This window comes from Saccharothrix australiensis (assembly GCF_003634935.1).
In the GTDB taxonomy this organism is placed as follows: domain Bacteria; phylum Actinomycetota; class Actinomycetes; order Mycobacteriales; family Pseudonocardiaceae; genus Actinosynnema; species Actinosynnema australiense.
The window spans coordinates 5,824,432-5,843,909 of sequence record NZ_RBXO01000001.1 but is presented as its reverse complement, the minus strand read 5'-3'; the positions used below and the strand labels follow the sequence as shown (position 1 = coordinate 5,843,909).

2 protein-coding genes are annotated in these 19,478 nt (G+C 75.6%); both read left to right on the top strand.

The window, feature by feature from the left end:
• Entirely contained in the window at positions 1-17,241 is a 17,241-nt protein-coding gene (locus tag C8E97_RS36260; protein ID WP_121007854.1) for a type I polyketide synthase, read from the top strand.
• The gene (locus tag C8E97_RS36710) at positions 17,228-19,474 is read left to right on the top strand and encodes a cytochrome P450 (protein WP_170211983.1); all 2,247 of its coding nucleotides are present in this window, start codon (positions 17,228-17,230) and stop codon (positions 19,472-19,474) included. Before C8E97_RS36260 ends, C8E97_RS36710 begins: the two co-directional genes overlap by 14 nt.
• The last annotated feature ends 4 nt before the right edge of the window (positions 19,475-19,478 follow it).

Genomic DNA, 19,478 nt, shown 5'->3' with positions numbered 1-19,478 from the left:
ATGTCCGACGAACAGAAGCTCCGCAGCTACCTCAAGCGCGCCACCGCCGACCTGCGGCTGATGGGCCGGCGGCTGGCCGAGGTCGAGGAGGCGGCCCGCGAGCCGATCGCGATCGTCGGCATGGGCTGCCGGTACCCGGGCGGCGTCGGCTCGCCGGACGACCTGTGGCGGCTCGTCGCCGACGGCGTCGACGCGATCACCGGTTTCCCGACCGACCGGGGCTGGGACGTGCGCTACGACCCGGACGCCGACCGGCCGGGCACGACCTACGTCCGCGAGGGCGGTTTCCTGACCGACGCGGCCGGGTTCGACGCGGCGTTCTTCGGCATCTCGCCGCGCGAGGCCCTGGCGATGGACCCGCAGCAGCGCGTGCTGCTGGAAACCGCCTGGGAGACCTTCGAGAGCGCCGGCATCGACCCGACGGCGCTCCAGGGCAGCCGGACGGCCGTGTTCACCGGCGTGTGGTCCTCCGGGTACGGCGCGCAGCCACCTCCCGACCTGGAGGGCTTCCTGGCCACCGGCATCGCGACCAGCGCCACGTCCGGGCGCGTGTCCTACGCGCTGGGGCTGGAGGGCCCGGCGGTGTCGGTCGACACCGCGTGCTCGTCGTCGCTGGTCGCGATCCACCTCGCCGCGCGGGCGCTGCGGGCGGGCGAGTGCGCGCTGGCGCTGGCCGGCGGCGTGACGGTGATGGCCACGCCCGAGGGGTTCGTGGAGTTCTCGCGCCAGCGCGGCCTCGCGCCGGACGGTCGGGTCAAGCCGTTCGCCGAGGCCGCCGACGGCACGGCCTGGGGCGAAGGTGCCGGTCTGCTGTTGCTCGAACGGCTTTCCGACGCGCGGCGCAACGGCCACCGGGTGTTGGCGGTGGTGCGGGGTTCGGCGGTGAACCAGGACGGGGCGTCCAACGGCCTGGCCGCGCCCAACGGGCCGTCCCAGGAGCGCGTGATCCGGCAGGCGCTCGCGGGCGCACGGCTCGAACCGTCCGAAGTGGACTTTGTAGAGGCGCATGGCACCGGGACGACGTTGGGTGACCCGATCGAGGCGCAGGCGCTGCTGGCGACGTACGGGCAGGATCGGGCGGCACCGCTGTGGTTGGGTTCGGTGAAGTCGAACATCGGGCATGCGCAGGCCGCCGCCGGTGTCGCGGGTGTCATCAAGGTGGTGCAGGCCATGCGGCACGGCGTCGTGCCACGCACCCTCCACATCGACGCGCCCACCCTGCACGTCGACTGGTCGGCAGGCGACATCCTCCTGGCGACCGAGGCGACGCCCTGGCCGTCGACCGGTCGGCCGCGCCGGGCGGGTGTGTCGTCGTTCGGGATCAGCGGCACCAACGCGCACGTGATCATCGAGCAGGCCCCGGAGGAGGAACGGGAGGAGGGCTCGCCGGACCCCGTGCCGTGGCCGCTGTCCGCGCGGACACCGGAGGCGTTGCGCGCGCAGGCCGCCCGGTTGCGCGCGTTCGTCGACTCGCGTCCCGAGCTGACCTCGGCGGAGGTCGGGCGTGCGCTGGCGGCCCGTGCGGTGCACGAACACCGTGCCGTCGTGGGTGATTCGGCCGCGTTGCGGGCGTTGGCCGACGGCGTGGACGCGCCGGGGCTCGTCACCGGTACCGCGGCCGACGTGGGCAGGACGGTGTTCGTGTTCCCCGGTCAGGGTGCGCAGTGGGTGGGGATGGGGCGGGAGCTGTACGGGTCGGAGCCGGTGTTCCGCGAGGTGGTCGATGCGTGTGCGGAAGCGCTTGCGCCGTACGTGGACTGGTCGTTGGTGGAGGCGTTGACCGGCGGTTCGCTGGATCGCGTGGATGTGGTGCAGCCTGCGTTGTGGGCGATGATGGTCGGGTTGGCGGAGTTGTGGCGGTCGCACGGTGTGGTGCCGGACGCGGTGGTCGGGCATTCGCAGGGTGAGATCGCCGCCGCGCACGTGGCGGGGTTGTTGTCGCTGGAGGACGCGGCGAAGGTCGTCGCGCTGCGCAGCCGGGCACTGGTGGCGCTGGCGGGTCGGGGCGGCATGGTGTCCCTGGCGCTGTCGGAGGACCAGGCGCACGACCGACTCGCCCGGTGGGCGGGACGGCTGACCGTGGCCGTGGTCAACGCGCCCGGCGCGGTCGTGGTGTCCGGCAACGACCAGGACCTCGGTGAACTGCTCGCCGCGTGCGAGGCGGACGGCATCCGCGCGCGGCGGCTGCCGGTGGACTACGCGGCGCACTCCGCCGAGGTCGAGCCGATCCGGGACCGGTTGCTGCGCCCGCTGGCCGACATCGCGCCGCGTCCGGCCCGGATTCCGTTCCACAGCACGGTGACCGGTGCGCCGGTCGACCTCGTGGACGCCGACTACTGGTACCGCAACCTGCGTGAGCCGGTGCTGTTCGACCGCGTGACCCGTGCCTTGCGCGAGGCGGGGCACGGCGCGTTCGTGGAGGTCAGCCCGCACCCGGTGCTGGTGTCGGCGATCGAGGGGACGGTGGACGCGGTCGTGTCGGGCACGCTGCGGCGCGACGGCGACTTCGCGACCGCGTTGGCGGGTCTGCACGTCCGCGGTGTCACCGCCGACTGGCGGATGCCGGCCGGACCGATGGCGGACGGCGTGCCGACGTACCCGTTCCAGCGCCGGCCGTTCTGGTTGCGCCCGGCGGCGGCGGGGTCCGGGGACCACCCGGTCCTGACCGGGGCCGTGGCGCTGCCGGACGGCGGCGCGGTGCTGAGCGGCAATGTGTCGCTCGGGACGCACGGGTGGCTCGCCGACCACGCCGTGCAGGGCGTGGTCCTGTTACCCGGCACCGTCTTCCTTGAATTCGTGACCCACGCGGGCGACCACGTCGGCGCGCCGGTGGTCGACGAGCTGGTGCTGGAGGCGCCGCTCGTCGTGGGCGACGGCGTCGCGCACCTCCAGGTGGCGGTGGGCCCGGACGAGGACGGCCGCCGGTCCGTGGCCGTGCACTCCCGGACCGACGACGAATGGGTGCGGCACGCGACCGGTGTGCTGGCCGGGGAACCGGTGTGGGACGAGTGGACGTGGCCGCCGGACGCCGACGCCGACGCCGTCGACGTCACGGACCTCTACGACGCGTTCTCCGCCGCGGGGTACGAGTACGGGCCGGTGTTCCAGGGCGTGACGGCCGCGCGCAGGCGCGGCGACGAGGTGTACGCCGAGGTCGAGGTGCCCGAGGGTGACCGGTTCGCCCTGCACCCGGCCGCCCTGGACGCGGCGCTGCACGCCGTCTCCCTGCTGCGCGGGGAAACCGGCGCGGCGGACGCGGCACGGCTGCCGTTCGCGTTCCGCGAGGTGTCGGTGCGCGCCACGCGGGCGCGCCTGCTGCGGGTGAGGCTGACCGCCGCAGGGCCGGACGCCTACCGCTTGGCGATCGCCGACGGCGACGGCCGCCCGGTGGCGCGGATCGGGTCGTTGGCGGTGCGCGCGGCGGACGTGCGGCCGGACAGCCTGTTCCAGCTCGACTGGGTTCCGCTGCCCGACCCGGTCATCGGCGACACCGGCGACCTTGTGGCGCACCACGTCCCCGTGACGACCGGCGACCCGGCGGACGCGGCGCGGACGTGCGCCCTGCACGTGCTGGACCTGATGCGGGCGCACCTCGGCACGGACGGGAAGCGGCTCGTCGTCGTGACGCGCGGCGCGGTCGTGGCGCGGGCCGGTGACGAGGTGGACCTCGCGCACGCGGCGGTGTGGGGCCTGGTGCGCGGCGCCGTCGCCGAGCACCCCGGCCGCTTCGCGGTGGTCGACGCCGACGCCGAGGGCGACTGCGCGCTGCCGGTGGTGGCCGGCTCCGACGAGGCGGAGTTCGCGGTGCGCGGGGGTGTGGCGCGGGTGCCCCGGCTCACGCGCGTGGCGCGACCGCTCACCCCGCCGGACGGGCCGTGGCGGCTGGAGGACGTCGGCACCGGCGGCATCGACGACCTGGCGCTGGTGGCCCGGCCCGGACTCGCCGAGCCGCCGGGTCCGGGCGAAGTCCGGATCGCGTTGCGCGCGGCCGGGCTGAACTTCCGCGACGTGCTGATCGCGCTGGACGTCTACCCCGGCGCGGCGTTGCTGGGCGGCGAGGGCGCGGGCGTCGTCCTCGACGTCGGCCCCGGCGTGGCCTTCCGGCCCGGCGACCGGGTGATGGGCCTGGTGCCCGGCGCGTTCGGTCCGGTGGCGGTGGCGGACCACCGCCTGCTGGCGGCGATCCCGGACGGCTGGTCGTTCGCGCGGGCGGCGGCGGTGCCGGTGGCGTTCCTGACCGCCTGGTACGGCCTGGTGGACCTCGGGCGCACCCGGCCCGGCGACCGGGTGCTGATCCACGCGGCGACCGGCGGTGTCGGCCTGGCGGCGGTCCAGCTCGCCCGGCGGCTCGGCGCGGACGTGTACGCCACCGCCGGGCCGGCGAAGTGGGACACCCTGCGCGGCATGGGTTTCGCCGACGACCACATCGCGTCGTCGCGGACCGTGGAGTTCGAGCGGCGGTTCCCGCCGATGGACGTGGTGCTCGACTCGGCGGCCGACGAGTTCGTGGACGCGTCGCTGCGGCTGCTCGCGCCCGGCGGCCGGTTCGTGGAGATGGGCAAGACCGACGTCCGCGACACCGTGGAGCGCGACGACATCACCTACACGGCGTTCGACATCGCCGACGCCGGGCCCGAGCGCCTGGGCGAGATCCTGGCCGACGTGCTGGCGGCCTTCGCGGAGGGCGGCTTCACGCCGCTGCCGCTGGAGGTGCGCGGGGTCCGGGACGCGGTGGACGTGTTCCGGCACATGAGCCAGGCCAACCACATCGGCAAGATCGTCCTCGGCCTCCCGGCCGACCTCGACGGGACCGTGCTGGTCACCGGCGGCACGGGCACGCTCGGCGGCGTGCTGGCGCGCCACCTGGTGCGCGAGCACGGCGTGCGGCACCTGCTGCTGGCGAGCCGCGGCGGTGGCGCCGAGGCGTTGCGCGAGGAGCTGACGGCGATGGGCGCGCGGGTCACCGTCGCGTCCTGCGACCTGGCGAACCGAGCGGACGTGGCCGGCCTGCTCGCCTCCGTCCCCGCCGACCGGCCGCTGTGCGCCGTCGTGCACGCGGCGGGCGTGCTGGCCGACGGCGTGCTGGAAACCCTGACGCCGGACCAGGTCGAGCGGGTGTTCGCGCCGAAGGTGCGCGGGGCCTGGCACCTGCACGAGCTGACCCGCGACCTGAAGGCGTTCGTGCTGTTCTCGTCGGCCGCCGGGTTGCTGGGCAGTCCGGGGCAGGCGCACTACGGCGCGGCCAACACGTTCCTGGACGCCCTGGCCGTGCACCGGCGCTCGCTGGGGCTGCCCGCGACCTCACTGGCGTGGGGTCACTGGGCCGAGTCCAGCGGGATGACCGGGCACCTGGCGGAAACCGACCACGCGCGGCTGCGCCGGTCCGGCGTGGTGCCGTTGGGCACCGGGCACGCGCTGGAGCTGTTCGACGCCGCGATGGCCGTGGACCGCGCGGTGCTCGCGCCGGTCGCGCTCGACTTCGCCGCGGTGGCGCGCGCCGGCGCGGTGCCGGGTGCGCTGCGCGACCTGGTCGGCGCGCGGCGGGTGGCGCGCCGCCGGACGGGCGCGGTGGTCGACCGGCTGCGGTCGCTGCCGCCGGCCGAACGGCTCGCGGCGGCGGTCGAGGTGGTGGCCACCCACACCGCGATCGTGCTGGGGCACCGCGACCCCGGCGCGGTCCGCGCCGAGACGGCGTTCAAGGACCTGGGTTTCGACTCGCTGACGGCGGTCGAGCTGCGCAACCGGCTCGGCGTCGCGACCGGCCTGCGGCTGCCGGCGACGGTGACGTTCGACCACCCGACGCCCCGCCGCCTCGCCGAGCACCTGCTGGCGGAGATCGGCGGCACGCGCCGCGAGAGCGCCGCCGCCGCGCCGACCGCCGTCCGGGACGACCCGGTGGTCATCGTCGGCATGGGCTGCCGGCTGCCCGGCGGCGTGCGCTCGCCGGACGACCTGTGGCGGCTCGTCGCCGACGGCGTCGACGCGATCACCGGTTTCCCGACCGACCGGGGCTGGCCCGTCGACGGGCTGTACCACCCCGACCCGGACCATCCGGGCACCTCCTACACCCGCGCCGGCGGGTTCCTGGACGACGTGGCCGGGTTCGACGCCGCGTTCTTCGGCATCTCCCCGCGCGAGGCGTTGGCGATGGACCCGCAGCAGCGCGTGCTGCTGGAGACGGCGTGGGAGACGCTGGAAGACGCCGGGATCGACCCGACGTCGTTGCGGGGCAGCGCGACCGGGGTGTTCACCGGGATCTGGTCGTCGGGCTACGGCGCGGGCGCGTCGGGTGACGTGGAGGGGTACGTCGGCACGGGCGCGGCGACCAGCGTGACGTCCGGGCGGATCGCCTACCTGCTGGGGCTGGAGGGCGTCGCGGTGTCGCTGGACACCGCCTGCTCGTCGTCGTCGGTCGCGATCCACCTCGCGGCACGGGCGTTGCGGTCCGGTGAGTGCTCGCTCGCGCTGGCCGGCGGCGTCACGGTGATGGCCACCCCGGTCGGCTTCACGGAGTTCTCGCGGCAGCGCGGGCTCGCGGCGGACGGCCGGTGCAAGTCCTTCTCGTCGTCGGCGGACGGCACGGCCTGGGCCGAGGGCGCGGGCCTGGTGCTGCTGGAGCGGCTGTCGGACGCGCGGCGCAACGGTCGTCGGGTGTTGGCGGTGGTGCGGGGTTCGGCGGTGAACCAGGACGGGGCGTCGAACGGCCTGGCCGCGCCGAACGGTCCCGCGCAGGAGCGCGTGATCCGGCAGGCGTTGGCCGATGCGGGGCTGGCACCGTCCGATGTGGACGTCGTGGAGGCGCATGGCACCGGGACGGCGTTGGGTGACCCGATCGAGGCGCAGGCGCTGCTGGCGACGTACGGGCAGGATCGGGCGGCACCGCTGTGGTTGGGTTCGGTGAAGTCGAACATCGGGCATGCGCAGGCCGCCGCCGGTGTCGCGGGTGTCATCAAGGTGGTGCAGGCCATGCGGCACGGTGTCCTGCCGCGCACCCTCCACGTCGCGGAGCCGACGCCGCACGTGGCGTGGGACAGCGGCAACGTGCGGCTGCTGACCGAACCGGTGCCGTGGCCGTCGACCGGTCGGCCGCGCCGGGCGGGTGTGTCGTCGTTCGGGATCAGCGGCACCAACGCGCACCTGGTCATCGAGCAGGCCCCGGCGGAGGAGCCGCCCGCCGGGCACGCGGACGGCCCGGTGGCGTGGGTGCTGTCAGGTCGGACGGACGCCGCCGTGCGGGCGCAGGCGCGGCGGTTGGGCGACTTCGTCGCGGCGCGGCCGGAACTCGACCCGGCGGCGGTGGGCCGGGTGCTCGCGTCGGGCCGGGCGAGGTTCGACCACCGGGCGGTGGTGGTGGGCCGCGACCGCCGGGAGTTGCTGGCGGGCCTGGGCTCCGTCGAGCCCGTGGCGGTCGGACGCCCCCGCCGGACCGTGTTCGTGTTCCCCGGTCAGGGTGCGCAGTGGGTGGGGATGGGGCGGGAGCTGTACGCGGAGTCGGCGGTGTTCCGGGCGAGTGTGGACGCGTGTGCGGAAGCGTTGGCGCCGTACGTGGACTGGTCGTTGGTGGAGGCGTTGACCGGCGGTTCGCTGGACCGGGTGGACGTGGTGCAGCCTGCGTTGTGGGCGATGATGGTCGGGTTGGCGGAGCTGTGGCGGTCGCACGGTGTGGTGCCGGATGCGGTGGTCGGGCATTCGCAGGGCGAGATCGCCGCCGCGCACGTGGCGGGGTTGTTGTCGCTGGAGGACGCGGCGAAGGTCGTCGCGCTGCGCGCCAAGGCGTTGACCGGTATCGCCGGTCGCGGCGGCATGGTTTCCGTGGCGCTGTCGGAGGACCGCGCGGTCGAGTACCTGACGCGGTGGGCGGACCGGCTCACCGTCGCCGTGCTCAACGCGCCCGACGCGGTCGTGGTGTCCGGCGACGACACCGCCCTCGACGAGCTGCTGGCGGCGTGCGCGGCGGACGGCATCCGCGCGCGGCGGCTCCCGGTCGACTACGCGGCCCACTCGCCGCAGGTCGAGGCGATCCGCGACCGGCTGCTCACCGACCTCGCCGACGTGCGCCCGGCAACCGGCGGTGTCGCGTTCCACTCCACCGTGACCGGCGGCGTGCTCGGCGACGGGCTGGACGCCGCCTACTGGTACCGGAACCTGCGGGAGCCGGTGCGGTTCGCGGACACCGCGCGGGAGTTGGCGGGCGACGGCCTGTTCGTCGAGATCAGCCCGCACCCGGTGCTGGTGCCCGCGCTGGCGGGGCAGGACGCGGTGGCGCTCGGCACGCTGCGGCGCGACCAGGGCGGGACGGCGGGCTTCCTGGCGGCGGCGGGACGGCTGTTCGAGCGCGGCGTCGACGTCCGGTGGGCGTTCCCGGACCTGCCGGCGGTGTCGCTGCCCACCTACCCGTTCCAGCGGGAGCGGTTCTGGCTGACCCCCGGCGGCGTCGGCGACGTGTCGGCGGCCGGGCTCGACGCGGTGGACCACCCGCTGGTGAGCGCGGCGGTCGAGCTGGGCGACGGCGGGACGGTGTGGACCGGGCGGCTCTCCCCGACCACCCACCCCTGGCTGGCCGACCACGTGGTCGAGGGAGCGGTGCTGCTGCCCGCCGCGGTGTTCGTGGAACTCGCGGCGCACGCCGGTGACGTGGTGGAGGAGCTGGTCCTGGCAGCGCCGCTGGTGCTGCCGGAGGACGGCGCGGTCGCGGTCCAGGTGGCGGTCGGCGCGCCGGACGGCACGGGACGGCGGTCGCTGGAGATCCGCTCACGCGGCGACGGCGGCTGGGTGCGGCACGCTGCCGGCTCGCTGGGCGGGGAGCCGGCGGTGACGCGCGCGACCACCGAGTGGCCCCCGGCCGGCGCGGAGCAGGTCGAGGGGCTGTACGACGCGCTGGCGGCGGCCGGGTACGAGTACGGGCCGGCGTTCCGGGGCGTGCGGGCGGCCTGGCGGCGCGGCGGCGAGGTGTTCGCCGAGGTCGAGGTCGACGACGCCGCGCGGTTCGGCGTGCACCCGGCGCTGCTCGACGCCGCGCTGCAACCCCTGGCGTGCCTGGCCGACGACACCGGCGAGGCGCGGTTGCCGTTCTCCCTCACCGGGATCACCGTCCACCGCCGCGGCGTCACCAGGGCCCGCGTGCGGCTCGACACCACCGCCGACGGCGTGCACCGGGTGGAGCTGACCGACGAGACCGGCGCACCGGTCGTGAGCATCGGCGGTCTCACCACGCGCCCCCTGGCGCGCGGTGACGACGCGCTGTTCCGCGTGGACTGGGTCCCCCTGGTGGCCGGGGGCGGACCGCTGCCGTCGGCGGTGGTCTCACCGGGATCGGTGGCGGAAGCGCTCGCGCTGGTGCAGGACTTCCTGGCCGGTGACGGCGACCGGCTCGTCGTGCGGACCGGCGGCGCGGTCGCGGCCGTGCCCGGTGACCGCGTGGCCGACCCGGTCGGCGCGGCGGTGTGGGGCCTGGTGCGGTCGGCGCAGGCCGAGCACCCCGGTCGGTTCGTGCTGGTGGACACCGACGGTCCGCTGCCGTCGGCGGTGGGCGACGAGGACCAGGTCGCCGTCCGAGGCGGTGCGGCCTACGTCCCGAGGCTCGTGCGGACGTCGGCCGAGGCGGTCGGTGGCCGGCTCACGGCGGCCGGGAGCGGCAGCCTGGCGGACCTGGCGTTCACGTCCTGCCCGGACGAGCCGTTGGCGCCGCACGAGGTCCGGGTCGCCGTGCGGGCCGCCGGGGTGAACTTCCGCGACGTGCTGATCGCCCTGGGCGTCTACCCGGAACGCGCGCCGCTGGGCGGCGAGGGCGCGGGCGTGGTCGTGGAGGTCGGCGCGGCGGTGACCGGGCTGCGGCCCGGCGACCGGGTGCTGGGCCTGCTGGCGGGCGCGTTCGGGCCGGTGGCGGTGGCGGACCACCGCGTGCTCGTGCCGATCCCGGAGGGGTGGGGCTTCCCGCGGGCGGCGGCGGTGCCGGTCGCGTTCCTCACGGCCTGGTACGCGTTGCGGGACCTGGGCCGGCTCCGGCCCGGTGACCGGGTGCTGGTCCACTCCGGCGCGGGTGGTGTCGGCATGGCGGCGGTGCGGCTGGCGCGGCTGTGGGGCGCGGAGGTGTTCGCGACGGCCAGTCCGGGCAAGTGGGACGCGTTGCGCGCCCTCGGGTTGGACGACGACCACATCGCGTCGTCCCGCACGGTCGAGTTCGCCGAGCGCTTCGGCCGGGTGGACCTGGTGCTCAACTCGTTGACGGGCGCGTTCGTGGACGCGTCGCTGCGGTCGCTCGCGCCGGGCGGCCGGTTCGTGGAGATGGGCAAGGCGGACCTCCGCGACGGCGTGCCCGGTTACCGGGCGTTCGACCTGGCGGAGGCGGGTCCGGACCGGCTGGGCGAGATCCTGCGCGCGGTGGTCGCGCTGCTGGCCGACGGCGACCTGGACGGGCTGCCGGTGCGCGCGTGGGACGTGCGGCGGGCGCGGGAAGCGTTGCGGCACATGAGCCAGGCCGGTCACGTCGGCAAGATCGTGTTGACCGTGCCCGCCCCGCTCGACCCCAGGGGCACCGTGCTCGTCACCGGCGGCACGGGCGTACTGGGCCGACTCGTCGCGCGGCACCTCGTGGTCGCGCACGGCGTCCGGCGGCTGGTGCTGGCCGGGCGGTCGGGCGTGGCGGACGTGGCGGAGCTGCGCGAGCTGGGCGCGGACGTCTCGGTGGTGGCCTGCGACGTGGCGGACCGCGACGCGGTCGCCCGGCTGCTGGCCGGTGTTCCCGCCGAGCACCCGCTGACCGGGGTCGTGCACGCGGCCGGCGCGGTCGACGACGGCGTGGTGGAATCGCTGACCCCGCAACGGCTCGCGCGCACGTGGGAACCGAAAGCCCTGGCCGCACAGCACCTCCACGAGTTGACGCAGGGGCTGGACCTGCGGGCGTTCGTGTTGTTCTCGTCCGCGGCCGGGGTGTTCGGCGCGCCGGGGCAGGCGAACTACGCCGCCGCGAACGCCTACCTGGACGGGTTGGCCGCGCATCGGCGGTCACAGGGGCTCCCCGCCGTGTCGTTGGCGTGGGGGCCCTGGGCCGAGCGCACCGGCCTCACCGCAGGTCTGTCCGAAGAGGACAACCGACGCCTGAAGCGGTCCGGGCTGCTGCCGCTGTCCTCGGCGCAGGGGCTGGCGCTGTTCGACGCGGGTCAGTCGGCCGCCGACCCGGTGGTCGTGACCGCACGGCTGCGTGCGTCGGCGTTGGGTGATCGACCGGTCTTCCGGTCGTTGACGAGCGGGCGGGCGGCGGTCCGGCGGGCGGACTCGGCGCTCGCGCTCGCCGACCTGCCGGAGACCGGGCGGTTGGCGGCGCTGGCGCGGCTGGTGGCCGTCCACACGGCGGCGGTGCTGGGTCACGCCGACGACGCGGCGGTGCCCCTGGACCGGCCGTTCCAGGAGCTGGGGTTCGACTCGCTGACGGCGGTGGAGCTGCGGAACCGGCTGTCGGCGGCCGTTGGCACGCGGTTGTCGGCGACGATGGTGTTCGACCACCCGACGCCCGAGCGGTTGGCCGAGCACCTGCGGGACGTGGTCGTCGGTGCGCGGCGGCGGGTCGACGCCCCGGCGGGTGTCGCGGTGGCCGACGACCCGGTGGTCGTCGTGGGCATCGGCTGCCGCTATCCCGGTGGGGTGGCGTCGGCGGACGACCTGTGGCGGCTGGTGGCGGACGAGGTCGACGCGATCGGGGAGTTCCCGAGCGACCGGGGCTGGGATGTCGATCGGTTGTACGACCCGGCCGGTGGGCCGGGCACGTCGTACACCCGTGCCGGGGGCTTCCTGGACGACGTGGCGGGTTTCGACGCGGCGTTCTTCGGGATCTCGCCGCGTGAGGCGTTGGCGATGGACCCGCAGCAGCGGCTCGTGCTGGAGACGGCGTGGGAGGCGTTGGAGCACGCCGGGATCGACCCGACGTCGTTGCGGGGCAGCGCGACCGGCGTGTTCACCGGGATCTTCACCTCCGGGTACGCGGGCGGGGTGGAGCAGGTGGCCCGTGACGTCGAGGGGTACCTGTCGACCGGGACGGCGACGAGCGTGACGTCGGGGCGGGTGTCCTACCTGCTCGGGTTGGAGGGGCCGGCGGTGTCGGTCGACACGGCGTGTTCGTCGTCGTTGGTGGCGGTGCACCTGGCGGCGCAGGCGTTGCGGTCGGGGGAGTGCTCGCTGGCGTTGGCGGGCGGCGTGACGGTGATGGCGACACCGGCCGGCTTCGTCGAGTTCTCGCGCCAGCGCGGACTGGCGGAGGACGGGCGGGCCAAGCCGTTCGCCGCGTCGGCCGATGGCACGAGCTGGGGTGAGGGCGTCGGCCTGGTGGTGCTGGAGCGGTTGTCCGATGCGCGGCGCAACGGTCACCGGGTGCTGGCCGTGGTGCGTGGTTCGGCGGTGAACCAGGACGGCGCGTCGAACGGCCTCACCGCGCCGAACGGACCTTCGCAGGAGCGCGTGATTCGGCAAGCGCTGGCGAACGCCGGGCTGCGAGCGTCCGAAGTGGACGCCGTGGAGGCGCACGGCACCGGAACGGCGCTAGGCGATCCGATCGAAGCGCGGGCGTTGCTGGCGACATACGGTCAGGATCGCGGTGAGCCGCTGTGGTTGGGTTCGGTGAAGTCGAACCTCGGGCACACCCAGGCGGCGGCGGGCATCGCCGGCGTCATCAAGATGATCATGGCGATGCGGCACGGCAGGCTGCCGCGCACCCTGCACGTCGACGCGCCGACACCGCACGTCGAGTGGTCGACCGGCAACGTGCGGCTGCTCGCGGAGGCCACGCCGTGGCCGGAGACCGGCCGACCGCGCCGGGCGGGCGTGTCGGCCTTCGGGATCAGCGGGACCAACGCGCACCTGGTCCTCGAACAGGGCCCGGAACCGGTGGTCGGGCCGCCGCCTGGCGCGGACGCGGGCGGACCGGTGCCGTGGGCGCTCTCGGCGGCCTCGCCGGAAGCGCTCCGGGCACAGGGGGAGCGGCTGCGGGCGGTGGCCGACCTCGACCGGCGGGCGGTCGCGCGGGCGCTGAGCGCCCGGACCCGGTTCGCGCACCGGGCGGTGCTGATCGGGCGCGACGCGGCCGGCGTCACCGGTGCGCTCGACGCGCTGGTGGCCGGGACGGAGTCGCCGGACCTCGTCACCGGTGTCGCGCAGCCGGGGAAGACGGCGTTCGTGTTCTCGGGTCAGGGTTCGCAGTGGGTGGGGATGGGTCGTCGCCTGTACCAGGTGTTTCCGGTGTTCGCGCGGGCGTTGGACGAGGTGTGCGGGTTGCTGGACCTGTCTCGTGAGGTGTTGTTCACGGACCCGGATGGCGTGTTGGACCGGACTTGTTTCACGCAGTTGTCGTTGTTCGCGTTGCAGGTCGCGTTGTTCCGGTTGGTGGAGAGCCTGGGTTTTCGGCCGGACTATGTGATCGGGCATTCGGTGGGTGAGGTGGCCGCCGCGCATGTCGCGGGTGTGCTGGGCATCGAGGACGCCTGTGCGCTGGTTTCGGCGCGTGGCCGGTTGATGGGTGAGCTTCCGTCCGGCGGCGCGATGGTGTCGGTGCGGGCCACTGAGGCGGAAGTGGCGGTGTCGCTGGGTGACGGGGTGTGCATCGCGGCGGTCAACGGGCCCGACGCGGTCGTGGTGTCCGGTGACGAGGCCGCCGTGCTGGAGGTCGCCGCGCTCTGGTCGGCGCGCGGCCGGGAAACGCGGCGGTTGGCGGTCAGCCACGCGTTCCACTCGGCGCGGATGGAACCGATGATCGCGGAGATCGAGCGAGTCGCCGCGAAGATCGGCTTCGGCGAGCCGGAAATCCCCTTCGTGTCCACTGTGGAGGGACGGCGGATCGACCCCGGCGCGCCCGGCTACTGGGCGCGGCAGGTCCGCGAGGTGGTGCGGTTCGGCGACGGCGTGGAGTGGTTGCGCGCCAACGGCGCCACCCGGTTCCTGGAGATCGGGCCGCACCCGGTGCTGGTGCCGTCCGGGGTCATGCGGCGCGACCACGACGAACCCGAACGCCTGGTGGCGGCGGTGGCGCGCCTGTGGGTGGACGGCGCGGACCGGGCACCGGACACCGGGGGAGCGGGCGCGCACGACGTGGAGCTGCCGGCGTACCCGTTCCAGCGGGAGCGGTTCTGGCTGGTGCCGCCGCCGCCCGGTGACGGCTTGGACGCGGTGGACCACCCGTTGCTGCGCTCGGTGGTGCGGCTGCCCGACGACCAGGGCCTGGTGGCGACGGGCCGGCTGGCGAAGTCCGCGCACCCCTGGCTGGGCGAGCACACCGTGCACGGGTCGGCGTTGCTGCCGGGCACGGGTTTCGTGGAGCTGGCCGTCCAGGCCGGCGCGCACGCGCGGTGCCCGGTGGTCGAGGAGCTGGTGCTGGAATCGCCGTTGCCGCTCGCGGCGGACACCGTCCACGTCCAGGTCACCGTGGGCGCGCCCGACGACGCGGGCCGCCGCCCGCTCGCGATCCACTCCCGCACCTCGGCCGATCCGGACGACTGGACGCGGCACGCCACCGGCGCGCTGAGCCCGGAACCCCCGGTCCGGCGGGAGGCGCGGCCGCGGCCCGCCGACGCGCGGCCGGTGGACATCACCGGCCTGTACGACACCCTCGCCGGAGCCGGCTACGACTACGGGCCGACGTTCCGGGGGCTGACCGGGATCTGGCGGGACGGTGACGACCTGCACGCCGAGGTGACGTTCCCCGGTGTCGCGCTCGACGGGTTCGGCATCCACCCGGCGCTGCTCGACGCGGCCATCCAGCCGCTGACCCTGCTCACCGGGAGCACCGCAGCACCCGGCGCGGCGGCGGCGCGGCTGCCGTTCTCCTTCGCCGGCGTCTCGGTCACCGGCACGGCGGCGGCGGTCCGCGTCGTCCTCACGCCGACCGGGCCGGACACCTGCTCGGTCCGGCTCACCGACACCGCCGGCGCGCCCGTCGCCTCGATCGACCGGCTGGTCCTGCGCCCGGTGGAGCCCGGACCCGCCACCGCCCGGCCCCGCAACGCGCTGTTCGCGGTGGAACCGGCGCCACTGGCCGTGCGGGACGCGCCGCCGGTCGACGTCGTGGTGCACGAGGTCACCGGCGGCGACGACCCGGTCGAGGGGACGCACGCGGCCACCCGGCGGCTGCTCGACGTGACACGGGCGTTCCTGTCCGACGGCGGCGACGCGCGGCTGGTGGTGGTGACCGGCGGCGACCTGCCGTCGGCCGCCGCGCGGGGTTTCCTGCGCAGCGCGCAGACCGAGCACCCGGACCGGATCGTGCTGGTCGAGACCGACGGCTCGGCGGCGTCCGCGCGGGTGCTGGACCGCGCGGTGCGGACCGCGATCGCCGACGGCGAAACCCACGTCGTGCTCGACTCGGGCCGGGCCACCGCGCCCCGGCTCGTCCGGTCCGCCGTGGACGGCGCACCGCCCGCCATCGACGGCACGGTGCTGATCACCGGCGGCACCGGCGCGCTGGGCGGCCTGGTCGCGCGGCACGTCGTCGCGCGGCACCACGCGCCGCACGTCGTGCTGGCGAGCCGCCGGGGACCGGGCGCGCCGGGCGCGGCCGAACTCCGCGCCGAACTGGGCGCGGCGGTCACCCTCGTGGCGTGCGACGTCACCGACCCGACGGCGGTGCGGTCGCTGGTCGCGGGCATCCCCGACCTGAGCGTGGTCGTGCACGCGGCCGGCGTCGTGGACGACGCCGTGGTGGCCACGCTGACACCGGAGCGGCTGACCGGCGTCCTGCGGCCCAAGGTGGACGCCGCGTGGCACCTGCACGAGGCGACCGGGGACCGGGACCTGGCGGCCTTCGTGCTGTTCTCCTCGGCGGCGGCCACGTTCGGCGCGCCGGGCCAGGCCAACTACGCAGCGGCCAACGCCTTCCTCGACGCCCTGGCGCGCCACCGCCGCGCGGAGGGGCTGCCCGCCGTCTCGCTGGCGTGGGGCTACTGGGCGGAGGCGGGCGGCACCACGGGCCACCTGACGGCGACCGACCACCGGAGGCTGGCCCGGACGGGGATGCTGCCGCTGGGCACCGACCAGGCGCTGGCCCTGTTCGACCTCGGCCTCGCCGCCGACCGGCCGGTCCTGACACCGATCCGCCTCGACCTCGGCGCGATCGGCACGCCGCCGGCGCTGCTGCGCGGCCTGGTGCGGCCGAAGGCGGCACGGGCGGAGCCGGCGGACCTGGCGCGGCGCCTGGCGGCCCTGCCCGAGCCCGAGCAGCGCGCGCTGGTGCTGGAGGTCGTCAACGCGCACAGCGCCGCCGTCCTCGGCCACACCACGCGGATCACCGAGGACCCGCGGCAGTCGTTCCGCGACCACGGCGTGGACTCGCTGACCGCGATCGACCTGCGCAACCGCCTCAACGCCGCCACCGGCCTGCACCTGTCGGCGACCGTCGTGTTCGACTTCCCGACACCGGACCGGCTGGCCGACCACCTCCACGGCCGCCTGTGCGGCACGGGCAACCGGGTCGCCGGCCCGATGGAGGCGCTGCTGCGCAAGGCGATCGCGGCCGACCGCGCGCAGGACGGCGTCGACCTGCTTTCGACCGCCGCGCGACTGGGCCGCCTCGGTCCGCCGGTGGTCGAGCCGGTGCGGCTCGCCGAGGGCTTCCTGCGGCCGTCCCTGGTCTGCCTGCCGTCGGCGCTCGCGTTCTCGGGGGTGGAGGAGTACGGGCGGTTCGCGGCGGCGCTGGCGGCGACGCGCGACGTGACCGTGCTGCCGCTGCCCGGCTTCGCGGGCGACCCGCTGCCGTCCTCGGCGGCCGACCTGGTCGACGCGCTGGCCGCGGCGGCGGCCACCGTGGACACCCCGGTCCTGGTGGGCCGCTCGATCGGCGCGTGGCTCGCCCTCGCCACGGCGCACCACCTGGAGGACCACGGGAAACCGCTCGCGGCGGTGGTGCTCATCGACGGCTTCCCGGACGACCTGCCGGGCGTGCTCGACGGGATGCTGGCCGCCGAGCACCAGTTGCGGCCGATCGACGACGACCGGCTCCTCGCCACCGGGCGCTACCTCGACCTCGCGCGGCCACCGCGCCCGGTGCGCGCGCCGGTCCTCCTGGTCGGCACCCGCAAGCGCGCGTGGCCCGAGCTGTCCACGACCGCCCAGGAAGCGCTGACCGTGCCGGGCGACCACTTCACCGTGCTGGAACAGCACTCCGCGTCCACCGCGCTGGCGATCAGCACGTGGCTGCTGGACTTCGCCGGCTACGGCGCCGGGCTCTCCGAACTGAGGGAAAGGGACGGCCATGATCTGGGATGACGTGTTCATCGGGGGCACCGGCCACTACCTGCCGCCGCGCACGCCGGCCACCGACGCCGTGCCGGACACCGAGACCATGCGGCGGCTGCTCGCGCTGTCCGACTTCACGTCGTTCACCAGCTCCGAAGACGTCACCGAGCACGCGATGGCGGTGCGGGCAGCCATCGGCGCGCTGCGCGAGTCGGGCCTCACCGGCGCGGACATCGGCATGGCCGCCTACGCCCAGATGGACTCGCAGGACCACATGGCGTCGTCCTGCCACCTGCAACGGGTGCTCGGCCTGGGCCACGCCCTGGTCTACGAGGTGGAGGCGACCAGCAACGGCGGGTCGGCCGCGCTCCAGTCCGCGGCGGCGCACCTGGTCGCCGACCGGTCCGCGACGGCCACGCTGGTCACCGCCACGTCGCGGTTCCGGCCGCCCCGCTGGGAGCGCTGGCAGCCCACCATCGGCATCTTCCTCGCCGACGGCGCGGCGTCGGCGGTGCTCACCCGCGAGGGCGGCCGGGCGCGGCTGGTCGCCACCGCCAACAACTCGGCCACGCAGATGGAGGTGCTGGCCACGCCGACGATCCCGGACCCGCTCGGGCACCGCGACCGCACGCCGATCGAGGTCACCGGGCTCGCGCCGTACCTGACGCTGATGAGCGAGGCGCTGGTCGGCGCGGTCGAGCAGGCCGCGAAGGAGGCGAACACCGCGCTGCCGGACATCACCCGGTTCGTCGTCACCGGCCTGGGGCTGGCCCAGCTCCAAGTGGTCGTGCTGGAACCGCTCGGCGTCGCGCTGGACCGCACCACGTGGTCGTTCCTGCGCGAACTCGGCCACGTCGGGCCGTGCGACCAGCTCCTGGGCCTGGACCACCTGCTGCACGACGACTCGCTGCGCCCCGGCGACACGATCATGGTGGTGGGCCTGGGCATGGGCTCCCGGTTCACCGCCGCCCTGGTGGAGGTCGGCGAACCGCCACGCCCCCGGCCGACCGTGCTCGACGTGGCGGCCGAGCCCGGACCCGCGCCCGTGGACCGGTACGTCATCGACCCGTCCGGCGCGGACATCTTCGGCGAGGCGGCGCGGCTGCGGGCGCGCGGCCCGGTCACGCCGGTCGAGCTGCCCGGCGGTGTGCACGCCTGGGCGGTCACCGGCCACGACGCGGTCCGGGAGCTGCTGCTGCACCCGGACGTCTCCAAGGACGCGAACCGGCACTGGCCGAAGTGGCGCAACGGCGAGATCCCGCCGGACTGGCCGCTGGTCCCGTGGGTGGCCATGAAGAACATGTTCACCGCCTACGGTGACGACCACGCCCGGCTGCGCGGCCTGGTCGCGAAGGCGTTCACCCCGCGCCGCGTCGAGGCGACCCGGCCGAGGGTCGAGGCGATCACCGCCGAGCTGGTCGCGCGGCTCGCCGCGCGGCCCGCCGGGCAGGTGGTGGACCTGCGCGCCGAGTTCGCCCACCCGCTGCCGATCCGGGTGATCGGCGGGCTGTTCGGCGTGCCCGCCGAGGTGGGGCGGGAGCTGCGGCGGCTGGTGGAGGCCGTGTTCAGCCTCGACGCCGACCCGGAGGGCGTGCACGCGGCGTCCGGCGAGCTGTACCTGGTGCTCAAGGAGCTGGTCGCGGCGAAGCGCGACCGGCCCGGCGACGACCTGACCAGCGACCTGATCGCCGCCCGGCGGGAGGACGGCGCGCGGCTGGGCGAGCAGGAGCTGCTGGACACGCTGCTGCTGACCATCAGCGCCGGGTTCGAGACCACGGTCAACCTCCTCGACCACGCGATCCACGCCCTGGCCACCCACCCGTCCCAGCTCGGCCTGGTCGTCGCGGGCACCGCGTCCTGGGACGACGTGGTGGACGAGACCCTGCGCCGGCAGGCGCCGGTGCCGAACCTGCCGCTGCGGTACGCGGTGCGGGACGTCGAGGTCGGCGGCACGCGCATCGCGCGGGGCGACGCGATCCTGGTGTCGTTCGGCGCGGCCGGCCGCGACCCCGCGCGGCACGGCCCGGACGCCGAGCGGTTCGACGTGACGCGCCCCTCGCGGCGCGACCACCTCGCGTTCGGCCACGGCGTGCACTTCTGCCTGGGCAGCCCGCTGGCGCGCCTGGAGGCGACCACGGCGCTGCCCGCGCTGTTCGGGCGGTTCCCGGAGCTGCGCCTCGCCGTGCCCGCCGACGGGCTCGCGCCGCTGGGATCGTTCTTCACCAACGGCCACAAGGCACTGCCGGTGATCCTGGAGGACTGATCCG